The sequence below is a fragment of the Streptomyces sp. NPDC002328 genome, from assembly GCF_042890065.1.
GTDB lineage: Bacteria > Actinomycetota > Actinomycetes > Streptomycetales > Streptomycetaceae > Streptomyces.
The window spans coordinates 824,043-839,253 of record NZ_JBIARQ010000001.1; the positions used below are offsets into that span (position 1 = coordinate 824,043).

The 15,211-nt window shown below is 71.4% G+C and carries 15 protein-coding genes; 5 read left to right on the forward strand and 10 right to left on the reverse strand.

Features of this window, described 5'->3' with window-relative positions:
* The first annotated feature begins 2 nt into the window (after nt 1-2).
* From ACFYX4_RS03685 to ACFYX4_RS03695, 3 genes are all read left to right on the forward strand, one after another.
* Nucleotides 3-794 carry a metal ABC transporter ATP-binding protein gene (locus ACFYX4_RS03685; RefSeq protein ID WP_389325187.1) on the forward strand — a complete coding sequence of 264 codons (792 nt, stop codon included), beginning with the start codon at nt 3-5 and terminating at the stop codon, nt 792-794.
* Nucleotides 794-1,696 (forward strand): metal ABC transporter permease, encoded by a 903-nt coding sequence (locus ACFYX4_RS03690; protein ID WP_389325190.1) that lies wholly within the window; start codon nt 794-796, stop codon nt 1,694-1,696. Before ACFYX4_RS03685 ends, ACFYX4_RS03690 begins: the two co-directional genes overlap by 1 nt.
* Before the next feature lie 73 nt (nt 1,697-1,769).
* On the forward strand, nt 1,770-2,180 hold the full coding sequence (locus tag ACFYX4_RS03695; protein WP_389325193.1) for a Fur family transcriptional regulator: 411 nt from the start codon (nt 1,770-1,772) through the stop codon (nt 2,178-2,180).
* 135 nt (nt 2,181-2,315) lie between these two features.
* On the opposite strand, the gene ACFYX4_RS03700 is transcribed toward ACFYX4_RS03695, so the two are convergent.
* The 3 genes from ACFYX4_RS03700 to recO all read right to left on the reverse strand — a co-directional run bounded on the left by ACFYX4_RS03700 (nt 2,316) and on the right by recO (nt 5,377).
* The gene (locus ACFYX4_RS03700; RefSeq protein ID WP_389325196.1) at nt 2,316-3,671 is read right to left on the reverse strand and encodes a histidine-type phosphatase; all 1,356 of its coding nucleotides are present in this window, start codon (nt 3,669-3,671) and stop codon (nt 2,316-2,318) included.
* A 78-nt stretch (nt 3,672-3,749) separates the two neighbouring features.
* The gene (locus tag ACFYX4_RS03705) at nt 3,750-4,601 is read right to left on the reverse strand and encodes an isoprenyl transferase (RefSeq protein WP_389325199.1); all 852 of its coding nucleotides are present in this window, start codon (nt 4,599-4,601) and stop codon (nt 3,750-3,752) included.
* Between the two features lie 29 nt (nt 4,602-4,630).
* The gene (gene recO, locus ACFYX4_RS03710) at nt 4,631-5,377 is read right to left on the reverse strand and encodes a DNA repair protein RecO (RefSeq protein ID WP_389325202.1); all 747 of its coding nucleotides are present in this window, start codon (nt 5,375-5,377) and stop codon (nt 4,631-4,633) included.
* A gap of 209 nt (nt 5,378-5,586) precedes the next feature.
* Between recO and ACFYX4_RS03715 the strand changes: the two genes are divergently transcribed.
* Nucleotides 5,587-6,996, forward strand: a complete 1,410-nt coding sequence (locus ACFYX4_RS03715) for an MFS transporter (RefSeq protein WP_389325205.1) — start codon at nt 5,587-5,589, stop codon at nt 6,994-6,996.
* Nucleotides 6,997-7,238: 242 nt separating this feature from the next.
* Here the strand turns inward: ACFYX4_RS03715 and ACFYX4_RS03720 are convergent, their stop codons facing one another.
* The 6 genes from ACFYX4_RS03720 to ACFYX4_RS03745 all read right to left on the reverse strand — a co-directional run bounded on the left by ACFYX4_RS03720 (nt 7,239) and on the right by ACFYX4_RS03745 (nt 13,945).
* Complete coding sequence (locus tag ACFYX4_RS03720) at nt 7,239-8,210, reverse strand: hypothetical protein (protein ID WP_389325208.1); 972 nt, start codon at nt 8,208-8,210, stop codon at nt 7,239-7,241.
* Between the two features lie 79 nt (nt 8,211-8,289).
* Nucleotides 8,290-9,267 carry an SCO2521 family protein gene (locus tag ACFYX4_RS03725; RefSeq protein WP_389325211.1) on the reverse strand — a complete coding sequence of 326 codons (978 nt, stop codon included), beginning with the start codon at nt 9,265-9,267 and terminating at the stop codon, nt 8,290-8,292.
* A gap of 1 nt (nt 9,268) precedes the next feature.
* Nucleotides 9,269-10,324, reverse strand: coding sequence for an SCO2522 family protein (locus ACFYX4_RS03730; RefSeq protein WP_389325214.1), 1,056 nt, complete (start codon nt 10,322-10,324; stop codon nt 9,269-9,271).
* Nucleotides 10,321-11,241, reverse strand: a complete 921-nt coding sequence (locus ACFYX4_RS03735; RefSeq protein WP_389325217.1) for an SCO2523 family variant P-loop protein — start codon at nt 11,239-11,241, stop codon at nt 10,321-10,323. Before ACFYX4_RS03735 ends, ACFYX4_RS03730 begins: the two co-directional genes overlap by 4 nt.
* A gap of 2 nt (nt 11,242-11,243) precedes the next feature.
* On the reverse strand, nt 11,244-13,106 hold the full coding sequence (locus ACFYX4_RS03740) for an SCO2524 family protein (protein ID WP_389325220.1): 1,863 nt from the start codon (nt 13,104-13,106) through the stop codon (nt 11,244-11,246).
* 50 nt (nt 13,107-13,156) lie between these two features.
* Nucleotides 13,157-13,945, reverse strand: a complete 789-nt coding sequence (locus ACFYX4_RS03745; RefSeq protein WP_389325223.1) for an SCO2525 family SAM-dependent methyltransferase — start codon at nt 13,943-13,945, stop codon at nt 13,157-13,159.
* 202 nt (nt 13,946-14,147) lie between these two features.
* On the opposite strand from ACFYX4_RS03745, the gene ACFYX4_RS03750 reads away from it, so the two are divergent.
* Nucleotides 14,148-14,654 (forward strand): GNAT family N-acetyltransferase, encoded by a 507-nt coding sequence (locus ACFYX4_RS03750; RefSeq protein ID WP_389325226.1) that lies wholly within the window; start codon nt 14,148-14,150, stop codon nt 14,652-14,654.
* Here the strand turns inward: ACFYX4_RS03750 and ACFYX4_RS03755 are convergent.
* Nucleotides 14,644-15,141: a protein phosphatase gene (locus ACFYX4_RS03755; RefSeq protein ID WP_389325229.1), complete on the reverse strand. Its 498-nt coding sequence runs from the start codon at nt 15,139-15,141 to the stop codon at nt 14,644-14,646. The genes ACFYX4_RS03750 and ACFYX4_RS03755 overlap by 11 nt on opposite strands.
* Nucleotides 15,142-15,211 lie beyond the last annotated feature (70 nt).

A 15,211-nucleotide genomic window follows, 5' to 3' on the forward strand; every position in this document is an offset into this window, starting at 1 on the left:
TCATGGACACCGGCGTCACGGACGGCGAGCGCGAGCCCGTCATCGCACTGCGCGGCGTCAGCGCCGAGCTGGGCTCGCGCCCCGTCCTGCGCGGCATCGACCTGACCGTGCGCCGCGGCGAGGTCGTCGCGCTGCTCGGCGCGAACGGCTCCGGCAAGTCCACCGCCGTGCGCACCGTCATCGGGCAGGTGCCGGCGACCGCCGGGCGGATCGAGCTGTTCGGCACCGACCGCGCGCGCTTCCGCGACTGGCGGCGCGTGGGCTACGTACCGCAGCGCACCACCGCCGCGGGCGGCGTCCCGGCGACCGTCACCGAGGTCGTCTCCTCCGGACGGCTGTCCCGGGCCCGGTTCGGCGTTCTGCGCAAGGCCGATCACGAGGCCGTACGGCGCGCCCTGGACCTCGTCGGCATGGCCGACCGGGCCAAGGACTCCGTGAACGCCCTCTCCGGCGGCCAGCACCAGCGGGTCCTGATCGCCCGCGCGCTCGCCGCCGAACCCGAACTGCTGATCATGGACGAGCCGATGGCGGGCGTCGACCTGGCCAGCCAGGAGGTCCTGGCGCGGACCCTGGAGAAGCAGGTGGCGCAGGGCGCCACGGTCCTCCTCGTCCTGCACGAGCTGGGCCCGCTGGAGCCCCTCATCGACCGGGCGGTCGTCCTGCGCGACGGCTGCGTGACCCACGACGGCCCGCCCCCGCGCGCGGTCGGCCAGCATGCGCTGCCCGGCCACGACCACGTGCACCCGCACGCGCCGGCGGGCGCCGAACCGATCCGCACGGGACTGCTGAGCTGATGGACTTCCTGAACTACGCCTTCATGCAGCGGGCGCTGCTCGCCGCCGTCCTGGTCGGCATCACCGCCCCCGCCGTCGGCATCTACCTCGTCCAGCGCCGCCAGGCCCTCATGGGCGACGGCATCGGCCATGTCGCCATGACCGGCGTCGGCCTCGGCTTCCTGCTGTCCTGGTCCCCGGTGTGGATGGCCACGGCCGTCTCCGTCCTCGGCGCGGTCCTGATGGAGCTGATCCGCTGGTACGGCCGCACCCGCGGTGACATCGCCCTCGCGATGCTCTTCTACGGCGGCATGGCCGGCGGCGTGATGTTCATCAACCTCGCGCCGACCGGCTCCAACGCCAACCTCAACTCGTACCTCTTCGGCTCGCTGTCGACGGTGTCGGAATCCGACGTCACCGCGATCTGCGTGCTCGCCGCCTTCGTGGTCCTCGTCACCCTGGGGCTGCGCCGGCAGCTGTTCGCGGTCAGCCAGGACGAGGAGTTCGCGCGGGTGACCGGGCTGCCGGTGCGCGCGCTGAACCTGCTGACGGCGGTCACGGCCGCCGTGACGGTGACCGTCGCGATGCGCGTGGTCGGGCTGCTCCTCGTCTCCGCCTTGATGGTGGTCCCGGTCGCGGCGGCCCAGCAGCTCACCCGCAGCTTCGCGGCGACCTTCGCCATCGCCGTGGCCATCGGCATCACCGTGACCATCGGCGGCACCGTCACCTCGTACTACCAGGACGTCCCGCCCGGCGCGACGATCGTGCTGCTCACCATCGCCGCGTTCATCGCGCTGACCGCGCTGGCCGCCCCGCTGGCCAGGCGGCGCGCCCGCGCGGCGGCCGCCGGTCAGCCCGCCGGGGATCCCACGGAGTGTGCGATTCCGGCCACACGGGGGGCGGGCGACGGAGTCGGCGTCTGACCGCGCACAGTCCGGGCTGGCACAATGGCCCGGCAAGCCGCAGACGTGAGCCGAGCCATCGAAGGAGGCAACGGTGACGACCGCTGGACCGCCCGTGAAGGGCCGCGCCACCCGGCAGCGTGCCGCAGTGGCGGCGGCGCTCGACGAGGTCGACGAGTTCCGCAGCGCGCAGGACCTCCACGACATGCTCAAGCACAAGGGCGACTCCGTCGGTCTGACCACGGTCTACCGCACCCTCCAGTCCCTCGCCGACGCCGGCGAGGTCGACGTCCTGCGCACCTCCGACGGCGAGTCCGTCTACCGCCGCTGCTCCAGCGGCGACCACCATCACCACCTCGTCTGCCGCAGCTGCGGCAAGGCGGTCGAGGTGGAGGGGCCGGCGGTGGAGAAGTGGGCGGAGGCGATCGCGGCGGAGCACGGGTTTGTGAACGTGGCTCATACGGTGGAGATCTTCGGGACCTGTGCGGAGTGCTCCGCGGGTTGAGCGGTTCGCGCCGCGGGGGTGCGGGTCGGTTGTCCGCTGCGGGTCCACGGTGGCTGGTCGCGCCCACGCGGCGGAGCCGCATATGGATACAGCCCCGCGCCCCTGAGGGAACTGCCGCGACCTCGGTCATGAGGCTCAGCGTCGGCCGAAGCAGGTTTTGAGGTCGGCGTAGTCGTAGAACTTGCTGTTCTTCGTGATGGGCCGGCAGGTGGGCTTGAAGGTTGTTTCCTTCTCGTTGTAGAGCATGTGGACCAGGTAGCGGCCGTTCTTCTCGTAGACGTCCCACTGGATGTTCGAGCCGAGGGGGGCGACGTCCGCGCCGCGCCAGGGGTTGGCGGCGTAGGTGTACGGGTGGTTCGGCGTCGCCGGCTTCGTGCTGCCGGGCAGGCCCATCAGGGCGGCCAGCGGGATGATCTCCTCGGCGTGGGTGAAGCGGAGTTCGGCGCCCAGGGCGGCGGCGCCCGTCTTCCTCGCCTCGATCTGCTGCTCGATCTGCCGGAAGAAGTCGTCGAGCAGGACGTCCGCCATCTTGTACGTGATGTCGCTGCCGGCGAAGCCGGGGCCCTTCTCGTAGAAGTCCTCGGCGTCGCCGAGATACCCGAACCAGGCGGCCTGGGCGGTGGAGATGTAGCGCTGCATGTCCCAGCCCCTGCCGCCCGGGGACTCCTGGGCCATGGCGGGGGCGATGGCGTACAGGTTGTAGACCGCCGTCGCGGCGGCGACCTGGTCGGCGGCGCTCAGCTGGTCGACGAAGGCGTCCTCGAAGAGGCGGCGCAGGACGCCGCGGGCGGCTTCGTGGGTCTTCGGCTGGTCGGTGATGCTCTTCAGCGTGCTCGCGAGGCGCTGGTCGTTCGCGAGGTAGTCGCGGTAGGCCGCGCCGCCGGCGGCCTTGTGGAAGTACAGCAGGTCCTTGTCGGTGCGGGTCGCGCCGATGAGGGGCCGCAGCGCCGGGTCGGTCGCGGCGAGGCCGGCCGTGAACAGGTCGGCGCTGTCGACGGCCCGGCCCTGCCCCGAGCTGACCACGTCGATCTTCTCGCCGTCGCGGGCGATCCCGGCGAACAGGGACGGCAGCCGCTTCGCCATGCGGACGGCCGTGTCGTGGATCTCCTGCTTGCCGAGGCCGCTGAGGTCGCCGTAGCCGACCTTCGCCATCGCGGCCTCCAGCGCCCGCACCGTGGGGCCGAACTCCCGCCCCTTGCCGGTGAGTTGACCGTCCGCCGCCGCCTTGTCCCAGAGCGCGAGGATCAGGTCGCCGTCCTCGCTGTCGGTGGCGGAGCGGGAACCGTGCCGGGAGACGTTCTCCGTGAATACGGGGGTGTAGCCGGCCGGCGGGCGCCGGTCGCCGTGCGCGCTCCGCTCCGGCTCGTACGTGGCTTTCGTGCCGTAGCTGTCGCGGTGCGCCAGGTGCGTGGCGGAGTCGGCGTGGGCGGGCAGCGCGGTGAGGACCAGTGCACCGAGGGTGAGGGCGAGGGCGGGGGTGAGGCGTCTCATGGTGCGGGCCGTTTCGACGAGCGGGGGAGGGGGTGGCGATCCCCCGCAGCGTCGGCGGGCCCGGTGAACGCGCGGCGGCTACGAGGTGGCCTGCTGGTCTGGTGTTCCCCCTTCCATGGCCAAGAGTTCCTCATTGGGGATCGCCCCGCCGAAGCGGCGGTCCCGGGAGGCGAACTCGATGCAGGCCCGCCACAGGTCACGGCGGTCGAAGTCCGGCCACAGGACGTCCTGGAAGACCAGCTCGGCGTAGGCGCTCTGCCAGAGCAGGTAGTTGGAGGTGCGCTGCTCGCCGCTGGGCCGCAGGAACAGGTCCACGTCCGGCATGTCCGGGTAGTACAGGTACTTCGCGAGGGTCTTCTCGTTGACCTTCGACGGGTCGAGGCGGCCGGCCTTCACGTCCTCGGCGAGGGCCTGCGCGGCGTCGGCGATCTCGGCGCGGCCGCCGTAGTTCATGCAGAAGTACAGGGTCAGCCGGTCGTTGTCCTTGGTCTGCTCCTGGGCGATCTGGAGCTCCTTGGCGACCGACTTCCACAGCTTGGGCATACGGCCCACCCAGCGCACCCGGATGCCCAGCTCGTCGAGCGTGTCGCGGGTCTTGCGGATGAAGTCGCGGTTGAAGTTCATCAGGAAGCGGACCTCGTCGGGCGAGCGCTTCCAGTTCTCGGTGGAGAAGGCGTAGAGGGAGATGTTCTTCACGCCGATCTCGACCGAGCCCTGGAGCACGTCGAGCACGCGCTCCGCGCCGACCTTGTGCCCCTCGGTGCGCGGCAGGCCGCGCTCCTTGGCCCAGCGGCCGTTGCCGTCCATCACGATCGCCACGTGCTCGGGGACCAGCTCACCGGGGAGCTTCGGCGCGCGGGCGCCGGAGGGGTGCGGTTCCGGCGCCTTGTACTCCCGACGCTGCCGCCCCAGGAACCCGCGTACCACCATGTGACTCTCGTCTCCTCTGTCGCTTGCTTCTACTTTTCCACGTACCGCAGGGAGCGCAGTCCGCGCTCCAGATGCCAGTGCAGGTAGGCGGACACCAGTCCGCTGCCCTCCCGGACATGGCGCGCCTCGCACGCGTCCGCCGTCTCCCAGTCTCCCGTCAGCAGCGCGCCGAGGAGTTCCAGGGTCTGCGGCGAGGGTACGACGCTGCCGGGGACCCGGCAGTCGACGCAGACGCTGCCGCCGGAGGCCACGGAGAAGAACCGGTTCGGGCCCGGCATGCCGCATTTCGCGCACGCGTCGAAGCTGGGCGCGTAGCCGTTCACGGCGAGGGAGCGCAGCAGGAACGCGTCGAGGACGAGGTGGGGGGCGTGCTCGCCCCGGGCCAGAGTCCTCAGGGCGCCCACGAGCAGCAGGTACTGCTGCACGGCCGGCTCGCCCTCGTGGTCGGTGAACCGCTCGGCGGTCTCCAGCATGGCCGTCCCGGCGGTGTAGCGGGCGTAGTCGGTCACGATGCCGCCGCCGTACGGCGCGATGGTCTCGCTCTGCGTGCACAGCGGCAGCCCGCGCCCGATCAGCTCACTGCCCCGCGCGAAGAACTGCACGTCCACGTGCGAGAACGGTTCGAGCCGGGCCCCGAACTTCGACTTCGTCCGCCGCACCCCCCGGGCCACGGCCCGCACCCGCCCGTGCCCCCGCGTGAGCAGCGTGATGATCCGATCGGCTTCGCCGAGCTTCTGCGTGCGCAGGACGATGCCGTCGTCCCGGAACAGGCTCATCGCACACCACCGCGGGCCTGCCGGGGGTGCGGGGGTCGCCCCCCGCAATCACGCAGCATGACCCGATCGGCTTCGCCGAGCTTCTGCGTGCGCAGGACGATGCCGTCGTCCCGGAACAGACTCATCGCACACCGCTGTGGAACTGGCTCATGGGGCCATTCTCGCTTACCTCGGGAGGGTCGCGGGGTGGGCCCGTTAGGATCCCGCGGGTGGTGCGGTGGGCGCTGGGGCGCGACTTCGGGTGGTTGTGGGGTGCTTACGCGGTCAGCACGTTCGGGACGCGGCTGGCCTTCGACGCTTTTCCGCTGATCGCGGTGCTGGTGCTGCACGCCGGGCCGGCGGAGGTGGCGGCGCTGGCCGCGGTGGGGCCCGCGGTGGGGGCGCTGCTTGCGGTGCCGTTGGGGCCGTGGGTGGAGTTCCGGCGGAAACGGCCGGTGATGATCGGGGCGGACCTGCTGCGGTGCGCGGTGCTGCTGAGCGTCCCCGTCGCCTACTGGCTCGGCGGGCTCGGCATCGGTCAGCTGCTGCTGGTGTCGACGGTGGTCGCCGCGGCCGACATCTCGTTCACGGCGGCGAGCGGCGCGTTCCTGAAGTCGCTGATGCCGCCGGAGCAGCTGCTCGCCGCCAACGGCCGTCTGGAGTCGACGACCTGGACGGCCCTCATGCTGGGCCCGCCCCTGGGCGGAGCCGCGATCGGGCTGTTCGGCCCGGTGGTGACGGTCACGGCGGACGCGGTCAGCTACCTGCTGTCGGCGCTGGGACTGAGGGCGATCGGGAGCCGGGAGCCGACCCCGGTACGCAAGGACGCCTCCGGCGGCAAGCCCGCCCACGAGGGCCCCGCCCGCAAGGGCCTCGCTCACGAAGGCCCCGCTCAAGAGGGCCCCGCTCAAGAGGGCCCCGCTCACGAAGGCACCGCCCGCAAGAGCCCCGCCCACGAAAGCACCGCCCGCAAGAGCCCCGCCCGTGTCGACGCACCTCGTCGGCTCAGCGCAGGGGACCTGCTCGCGGGGTGGCGGCATCTGCTCGCGCATCCCGTGCTGCGGCCCCTGTTCCTCAACGCCGCGCTGGTCAACGGGCTGATCCTGGCCGCGTCGCCGCCGCTGGCGGTGCTGATGCTCGGGCCGTTGGGATTCGCGCCCTGGCAGTACGCGCTGGCCTTCGCCGCGCCCTGCGCCGGCGGACTGGTCGGCTCCCGGCTGGCTCCCCGACTGGTGGCCCGGTACGGCAGGCGGCGGGTGCTGCTCACCTCGGGGACGCTGCGCGCGTGCTGGCCGCTCGGCCTGGCGTTCGTCCGGCCCGGCGTAGGCGGGCTCGTCCTCGTGATGGTCGTGGAGCTGGGGCTGATCACCTGCTCGGCGGTGTTCAACCCCGTCCTCGCCACCGCCCGGCTGGAGCTGACCCCGACGGACAGGGTGGCCCGTACGCTCTCGGCGTGGTCGGTCGGCACCAAGGCGTCCGTGGCGGCCCTGACGGCGTTGTGGGGCGCCCTGGCGGCCCTGACCGGCCCGCGCACCGCCATCGCCCTCGCGGGAGCGCTGCTGCTGACGACCCCGCTCCTGCTCGCAACCGTGCGCCACAAGGAGACGCCCACGACGAAAGACCCCGCCCGAATCACCTAGCGCCCCGCACCGCGACGCGACCCTCCCGGCAACCGCAGGGCACGCGCCGCGACGCCGGCCCTCCCTGCGACCGACAACCGCTTCCGGGCCGGTCTGCCGCCGGCGTGGACGCTCGCCGACAGAACCGGCGGCGGCTGGTACGGCGCGAACGACGACGCCGGGATCGCCCGGACGCCGGACGGCGCCCCGGTCGTGCCGGCGGTACAGCTCACCAAGCCCGGCCGGGACGCTGGGCTGAGCCCTCAGTCGCCCCCGTCCGGGTCGGACCCCCCGGTCCTGGCCCGGACCTGGCCGGGCACGCCGTTCGGGGAGTTGGCCGGGTCGGCCGCGTCCCATAACAGGTTGAACCGGCGCTTCAGCGGCTCCACCTCGTTCGCGCGGGCGTTGACCGTGGTGGAGGAGTTCACGCTCAGCTGGTCCGCGTGGATCTCGTACGACAGCGCCCCGTCGAAGACGATGAAGTCGATCATCTTGCCGCGCCGGAAGTAGGGCGGCAGCTCCTCCAGGGCGACCACGCGGACGTCGATCCCCATGTCCCGCTGCTCGGTGCAGATCGGGACCAGCGCGGCGAACTGCTCGGGGCGTTTGACGATGAACAGCCGCCGCACCCTGATGCTCCGCTCCGGGTCGAGGATGGCCTCGCGCTGGGCGGTGAGGTAGCGGCCGGCCGGCTCGGTGTTCCAGAAGCTGTCGTCGACGACGGTGGTGCTGATGGCGTCGATGCTCTGCCGGGTGCACCTGGTGAGGGTCAGCAGCCAGTCGTGGTTCTCACCGGGACACTCGGCGACGAGGTTGGTGAAGTCCTCCATCTGCGCGGCCAGCCGGTCGATCTCCGCGTGCGCGAACGCGTGCAGGATGTCCGGGCCCATGGAGACGACCTTGGTGGCGTGCTCGGCGAGCCGGGGCACGCCGTCGCCGCGCAGTTTCTCCACCTCGTTGAAGAGCTTGGTCGCCTTGCCGATGTCGGCGAACCGCTTGTCCACCGAGTCCTTCACGGCGTGCATCTGGTTCACGAAGGACACGAGGAACTGCACGATCAGCACGATGCCGCCGCACAGCACGGACAGCACGAGCTGCCACGGGCCCTCCTCGTCGGAGCCGAGGACGTTCGTGAGCAGATAGACCGCGCCGCCCACCACGACGGTGACCAGGAGCTTCTGGGTCACATGCCGGGTGCCTCTGGTGCCGTCGAACGGGCTGGTCGGTGCATTCATCTCTCTTTCTCCCCCCGTCGGGATCGTGCGCGAAAGCGGTGCCGTGGTGCCTTGCCGTAACGGTGGTGCCGTGGTGCCGTCAGGGTGTGGTCAGCGCGTCGGTGCGGTCCTCGCGGCGGATCAGGTTCTGGAGGGCGAGCTGGTCGCGGACGCGCTGGGCCAGGGTGTTCCACTGCCTGCTGAACCCGGGGTGCTTCTCCAGCTCCTCCCAGGGCGTGCCGAGCGCGCGGTCGACGCGGGCCTGCGGCATCCACAGGTGCAGCAGATGGTCGACGAGGGGCCGCAGCACCTTCAGCGCGGCCCTGCGGTCGTCGGAGCCGAGCCTGAGGCCGTCGAGCTTGTCGGCGACGGTCGTCAGCAGCCAGTCGTGCAGGGCGAGATCCTCGCAGAGGTCGGCCACGGCGGCGGGCTCGGTGCCCGGCGGCAGCCGCAGCTCGACGATCCGCAGTCCGTCGCCGGCCTCGGTGAAGTGCAGGGACGCCTCCTCGCCGGCCGCCGTGGGGGACGCCGTCCAGCGCAGGCTGGTGTCGGCGGTGGTGAGCGGGGCGTCGTGGTCGAGCAGTTCGTGCCGGCGGGAGATCCGCGCCAGGAGGCTCTCGGCGATCGAGCCGACGTCCAGCTCGCCCTGCCGGCGCCCGGTCAGGAAGCCCTCGCGGACCGACTTCTCGGGAAGCCGGCCGACGGGGACGACGGAACCGGGGCGGACCAGGTAGTAGCCCCAGGGCTGCCGCCGGTCGGGGCCGCCGGCCGGGAGGGAGAAGGACGCCGTCGACTGGAGCACCCGGCCCTCGACGAGCGCCGCGCGGGCGGTCACCGTGCCGACGGCGCGGATCCGGGCCCCGTTGGCGGTGGGCAGCCGGCAGTCGACGCCGGTGAGGACGTCCGGGGAGACGGCGTGCCGGTTGGGGCGCCGGGACAGCCGGACGCGTTCGTCCGCCCGTAACCGCAGCAGCCGCTCGGCGGCCTGCTCGTCCACCGCGTCCCGGTTGGGCAGCAGGCAGGTCCGCACCTCGCCGCAGGCGAGGACGAGCCCCGTGGTCGCGCCCAGGCCGCTCATGTCACAGCCCCGGCGGGAAGACGTAGGAGGTGCGGTCCACGACGCCGGCCGGCACGGCGACGCCCTCGCCGGCGGAGCGCTCGGCGACCTGGCACAGCGCCTCCTCCTCGACGTGGACCTGGTCCAGGACGACGCGTACGGCGTGCTCCACGGGCAGGAAGCGGGCCGGGAGGATGCTGCACGTGGCGTACGCGGTGAAGGGCGGCGCGAGCGGGTTGAGGCGGACGACGGCCGGCAGCGCGTCCCAGTCGGCCGGGAACGCCTTGTCGTCCCAGGCGGCCGGACTCAGCACGGCCTGGCCGTTGTCGCGCAGCAGCCCGAGCCGGACGAGCTGCCAGACCGAGGCGAGGAAGGCGCAGGACCAGGTGCGCTCCTCCTCGGGTCCGCTCCACAGCTCGACGTCCATGAAGACGGAGTGGCCGCGCGCGCCGGTCTCGCTCGGCGGCTCCCAGACGGCTCCGGTGGAGTCCAGCGCGGCGGAGGTGCGCCGGGACGGGGCGCGGCGGCCGTTGGTGAGCCAGCCGGTGCGGCTGACGGGCGGGCGGAAGCCGTTGCTGCCGGGCGGGGGCGACTCCACCAGGCGGTGCAGGACGGCTTCGGCGAGGACGGCCCGGTCCCGGCGGCCGGATCCGGCGGCGGATCCGGCGGCGGATCCGGCGGCGGAATTGGCGGCTGGTCCGGATCCGGCGGCGGCGAAGGCCGGGCCGGCGCAGGCCGACTCGCGGGCCAGGTAGTCGATGGTGAGACCGGCCTCGGCGGCGGCGTCGAGCAGCGGCGGCACGAGTTCGGCGGGCGTGGACAGCCGGCTGAAGTAGTCGTCGATGAGGAAGCAGGTGCTGATCCGCGGCCGCCTGCCCGCCGGGAGCGGGCCGACGCCGGTCCGGGCGGCCTCCACCCAGGGCCGTACGGCGGCGAAGTGACGGCGCAGCCGGTCGGGTCCCTCGACGAAGTCCTCCATGTACAAGTGCCCTAATTCCAGGGAGAGATGGGAGAAGGGAACGGATTCGGTGCGCGGCTGCGCGCTGGTCTCCCGGAACACGGCGCCCGGCCCGCTCACAGCTGCCCCCAGTGCTTGTCCTCGGTCAATCGCTGCGCCAGTTCGCCCATCTTCTGCCAGGTCTCGACATTGGCGATGCGGCGGTCGTGGACGTCCTCGTCGGTGATGAGGCGTTCCTGCCACTGGAGGACGGGTTCCAGTGGAATGGACGACAGCACGCGGGTCTTGCCGATGCCGCGGCTCGCCGCGATTTCCTCGAGTTGTGTGTCGCACTGCCGCATCCACGCGTACTGGGCGGGCGAGACCTGCGACCAGAGCGGTGACGTGAGATCGGGAACGGCGGCCCGTACGAACCGGATCGCGGCGGAAAGCGCGTCCGCGTCATGGCCCATGGCGCAACCGGCTTCGACTATGCCCTGTTTCCCGTACACGAGTTCGGCGGCGGCCATCACGTGCTGGCGGGTCCAGCGGTGATAGACGAGCCATCGCGTTTTCAGCCGTCCGAGTCCGCCGCGGGGCGAGGTGGCGAGCAGGGCGAGGTCCATCGCATAACTGCGTCCGGCGCTCAAGTCGACGATGATGACGTCGAATTCGCGTTTCAGCCGCAGGACGAGGTCGACGCACCGGTGCAGGTTCTCCGCGTCGGTGACGAATTCGCCGCCGGAGCGGTCGCCGGGCAGCAGTACCAGCCGTCCGGAGCCGCCGGGCCGGCTGAGCAGGACGGGGTGTTCGGTGCGGGCCCAGACGTCGACCCGCAGGGGCTCGCCGACCTCGCCCTTCAGGTAGGAGTGCAGACCGCGCCCCTCGGCCTCCCCGAGGACGTCGGGCAGGTCGAACACGGCGGCGGCGGTGGGCGACCCGAAGTCGAAGTCGAGGTAGCAGACGTCGTCCCCGTCCAGCGCGCGGTGGTACGCGAGGTTGGCGCTGGTGACGGAACGGCCCGTGCCTCCCTTGTCGGAGGCGGCGAAGACGAGCACCGTCACCTCCCCTGCGGGCCGGCGTCGCCGCGGGCCCGGGCGAGGGAGTCGAGCCGGGACAGGACGCCGAGGGCGAGCGCGTAGGCGGTGCCGGGCTGGTCGCCGGCCAGTCGCCGGGCTCGGCGCAGGTCGGCCTCGATGGCCTTGATCACTTCTCCCTGGGGGCTCTTGAGGGCGGGTGCGGGCTGCTCCATCTGCTCCCGGCCGAAGAGGTGCGCCGCCTCGCTGATCAACGCCCCGGACAGGGCGGTGAGATCGGGGCTGCGGACCGGTTTCTGGTCGTACAGGCCGTGCGCGGCGACCATGCACTCGGTGATGCGCTCGGTGATGCTCCAGGACAACGGGCCCTGGCGGACCGGCGATTCGGGGTAGACGGCGTGGACGTTGTCCCACAGGCCGACGCCCTCGCCCTCGCTGAGGCGGCGCTGCCAGAGGTGGTCGAGGATGCTCTCGGCGAGTTGCAGCAGGCGGTCCTGGGAGGCGATGTTCCGTGACAGCGAGCAGAGTTGGATGGTCCGCTTGAGCAGCTGCGCGGAGAAGTCCGTCATCGTCCACTTCATGGGCGGGCCCAGGGTCTCGCTGCCCAGCAGGGGCAGGGTGACGCCGGGGTTGTGCAGGCCGATCGCCGGGTCGTCGCGGGTCATGCCGCTGGTGATCCGGCCGCGTTCGGCGAGGCGTTCCATGACGTTGACGGTGCGGGTGAGGTCGTCGTCGGTGGCGCGGCGGCGGACCAGGTCGTGGACGAGGATGGAGGCGACGGAGAGGGAGAAGTACTCCGACTCCAGTTGCTGGAGCGTGGTGCGCCAGGGGATCTCCTCCAGCGGCCAGGTGCCGTCGCCGAAGCGGGCGACGGCCGACCAGTACTGCTGGGTGATCTCCCAGCGCAGCCGCAGCGCGTCGGCGAGCTTCTGCTGCTCGGGGTTGAGCAGACCGAGGACGAGGGTGCGCTCGGAGAACAGGTCGGGGATGCCGTCGAGGGCGACCACGGTGAAGTAGAGGTAGGGGACGGGGCTGGCGACGCCCTCGGGCTGTTTGCCGATGGCCGCGGCGGTGTCCTCCTCCACGTCGACCGTGGGGGCGTTCTGCACCAGGCTCCAGGCCCAGCCGCACTCGAACATGCGGTTCTCGAGGCGCAGTTCGTCGGTGACCTCGGCGTCGAGACCGAGGATGAGGCTTTCGCTGATGACGGCGCGCAACTGCTTGAAGCGCTCCTGGAAGCGTTGCTGGACCTGCCGCGGGGAGAGCCGGCCCTGTCCGAGCAGCCGGGTGAGGGCCTGCCCCTGGTCGCCGGCGACGTTGACGACGTTGACGGTGAAGGAGCGCAGCAGGCTCACCATGGCGGCGGTCAGCCGGGCGCTGGTGGCCTCCCAGAGGCGGTCGATCTGGGCGAGGGTGCTCGCCCGCTTGGTCTTGGCCCGGTAGACCTTGAGGAAGCCGAGCGTGGCGAGGCAGAGGGTGACAGACATGGAGTAGGCGTCCACCACGCCCGTTTCCCGCTGTTCCTTGGTGATTTCCTGCTTCGGGTCCTCGGGCTCGAAGTAGTAGCCGCCGGCGAAGGTGGGGCTCTCCTCGCCGCGGTGCTGCTCCATGAAGTGGGTGAGGGCCTTGACGAGGTTCCCGGGAATGGCGGTGGAGTCTCCCGCGTTCCGCAGTGCCCATTCCACGTCCGACTGGGTGGTGTCGGGGTCGTCGAGACGGAACGCGGCGATGGTGGTGGCGGGGTACATCAGGCAGAGCAGTCGCTCCGCGTCGGCGACGCTGCTGCGGCCGCCCCATTCGCCCCAGTCCCATTCTCCGCCGTCGAACGAATGGCGGCCGATGGCCTGCCATACTTCGAGCAGGTTCTGTCTCGGCTTGATCTGCATGCCCATTCCCCTCACACAGGCCCGTCACCATGGAAAGAACGGATCGGGAGTCAGTTCTTCCGTCGCCCGCAGGCGAGGATCATTCCCGTGTATCCGTCGCGCACCAATTGCTGCGGATTGGCCATGCGGTGAATTGACACGTCGTCCGCGTAACCGCTCAGCAGGGTGCGCACTTCCTTCACGTCGACGGCCAGGGCCGGGAATTCCTGCGAGCCGACGTGATATCCCTCGGAGCCTTCCATGAAGGCGGTGGCGAAGGGCGCGCCGGGATTCAGGACGTGCATGAAGCAGCCGACGCCGCGGCGGAATTCCGCGAGGTCGGTGGTGATGGATTCGGCCACGAAGAACATCGTGCCGAGGTCCCAGCGGCGGTCGCTGCCGCAGAGGTCGAAGAGACTGCCCGGCTCGGGGGCTCCGACGGCCTCGCCGAGGCGCCGCTTGCGGACCTCGTCCAGCGTGGCATATGCCTCCTCCTTGCGGAGGACCTCCCAGAACTGGTCCCAGTGCGCGTCGAATCCGTCGCCCCGGAGGTCGACCTGACTGCGGAGGTAGTCGAGGTTCTGCGCCGACCGCTCGAGCAGGGTGATGCTGTCGCACCAGGGAAGCATGGCGAGCGCCGGGTAGAGATTGGGACCCGCGCCCACGTCGATACCGGAACCGCCCCGGTCCGTCGAAGCCCTGAAATGATCACTGAAGTGATCCCGTACACGGGAGAGGATCTCCTCGTCCACGGCCTGGATCTCCAGGTAATTGTGCTTGATGTACTCATCGGGATCGAAGTCGTCCCACGGGACATCAGCATTCAGTTTTTGCTCGGCGGCGGGCGGTCCCAAGGTCATTGGTTCAGCCTAGCAGCAGACGGAGGTCTTGAACGCGTGGATGCACCGGGCAATGATGGACGATCAGGTATGCAAATCCCACAAGAGCCGCCGTACATGTCATTCACATAGACCGGTCCTAGTCGATCCTTCACAAGGGGACTGTATGACTCCTCTTCCCGGAGATCGTTTTCCGTCGGTCGCCGGTTCGAGCCTGAGCCAGGTGTCCGTGAACCAGGTGTCCGCGAGCCAGATGTCCGTGAGCCGGGCACCGGGAGAAACGCGATTACGGATCAGAGCCGCCGGCGAGGAGGATCTCCCCCATATCGTCCGTCTCGACGCGGAGGCCTTCCCGTCCGACCCGTACCCCTACTTCGTGCTGAGGCAGCTCCTCGCCTCGTTCCCCGACTTCGTGTTCGTGGTGGCCGACGGGGAGGACCTGGTGGGGTACGTGCTGTCGACGCCGCCGAACGCGGCGCACAGCTGGATCCTCAGCCTCGGCATCACGCCCGGCCTGCGGGGGCAGGGGCTCGGCCGGCAGCTGATGACGAGGATCCTGAGCCGGCTGCGCGCGGAGAGCGTCCACTCCGTCTCGCTCTCGGTCGAGCCGGGCAACGACACCGCCGTGGCGCTCTACCGCTCCCTGGGCTTCCTCCCCGACCCGGGCGGCCCCCGCCCGGACTACTTCGGCCCGGGCGCCCACCGCCTGCTGATGACGCTCAGTCTGTAGAGCCGAACCGCCGCACGTACCGGCGCTGCCAGGGCGTCTCCACGGCGTGGCGGTCGTAGTGGCGGCGCACGAACCCGACCGCCTCGTCGGCCGGTACGCCGTCCAGGACGGCCAGGCACGCCAGTGCCGTCCCGGTGCGCCCGCGCCCGCCGCCGCAGACGACCTCCACGCGCTCCCCCTCCGCGCGCCGCCACGCCTCGGTGAGCGCCGTCCGCGCGTCCGCCCGGTCCGAGGGCAGCCGGAAGTCGGGCCACCGGATCCACCGCACCTCCCAGGGGAGTTCGGGGGGCGGCGCGCCGAGCAGGCAGAGCCCGTACGAGGGGACGGGGGCCGCCGGGTCGAGTCCGCGCCGCAGCCCCCGCCCCCGCACCAGCCGCCCGGAGGGCAGCCGCAGCACCCCCGGCGCCTCCGGGGACCAGGCCCAGGCGCCCCAACCGGCGTCCTCCTCCGTGCCGTTCCCGGCGTCCTTCTCGGCGTCATGCTCCATGGCCCCATTCGAACGGGTGCCGAACTCACGGGCAACCGATTTCGTCCCAGCGGTGGTCTGGAGGGCGAGG

What these genes read in the sequence shown, in the direction of transcription:
- recO (WP_389325202.1), bottom strand. Translation starts at nt 5,377, where the DNA reads ATGAGCCTGTTCCGGGACGACGGCATCGTCCTGCGCACGCAGAAGCTC.
- ACFYX4_RS03690 (WP_389325190.1), top strand. Translation starts at nt 794, where the DNA reads ATGGACTTCCTGAACTACGCCTTCATGCAGCGGGCGCTGCTCGCCGCC.
- ACFYX4_RS03740 (WP_389325220.1), bottom strand. Translation starts at nt 13,106, where the DNA reads ATGCAGATCAAGCCGAGACAGAACCTGCTCGAAGTATGGCAGGCCATC.
- ACFYX4_RS03745 (WP_389325223.1), bottom strand. Translation starts at nt 13,945, where the DNA reads ATGACCTTGGGACCGCCCGCCGCCGAGCAAAAACTGAATGCTGATGTC.
- ACFYX4_RS03705 (WP_389325199.1), bottom strand. Translation starts at nt 4,601, where the DNA reads ATGGTGGTACGCGGGTTCCTGGGGCGGCAGCGTCGGGAGTACAAGGCG.
- ACFYX4_RS03755 (WP_389325229.1), bottom strand. Translation starts at nt 15,141, where the DNA reads ATGGAGCATGACGCCGAGAAGGACGCCGGGAACGGCACGGAGGAGGAC.
- ACFYX4_RS03720 (WP_389325208.1), bottom strand. Translation starts at nt 8,210, where the DNA reads ATGAATGCACCGACCAGCCCGTTCGACGGCACCAGAGGCACCCGGCAT.
- ACFYX4_RS03685 (WP_389325187.1), top strand. Translation starts at nt 3, where the DNA reads ATGGACACCGGCGTCACGGACGGCGAGCGCGAGCCCGTCATCGCACTG.
- ACFYX4_RS03725 (WP_389325211.1), bottom strand. Translation starts at nt 9,267, where the DNA reads ATGAGCGGCCTGGGCGCGACCACGGGGCTCGTCCTCGCCTGCGGCGAG.
- ACFYX4_RS03700 (WP_389325196.1), bottom strand. Translation starts at nt 3,671, where the DNA reads ATGAGACGCCTCACCCCCGCCCTCGCCCTCACCCTCGGTGCACTGGTC.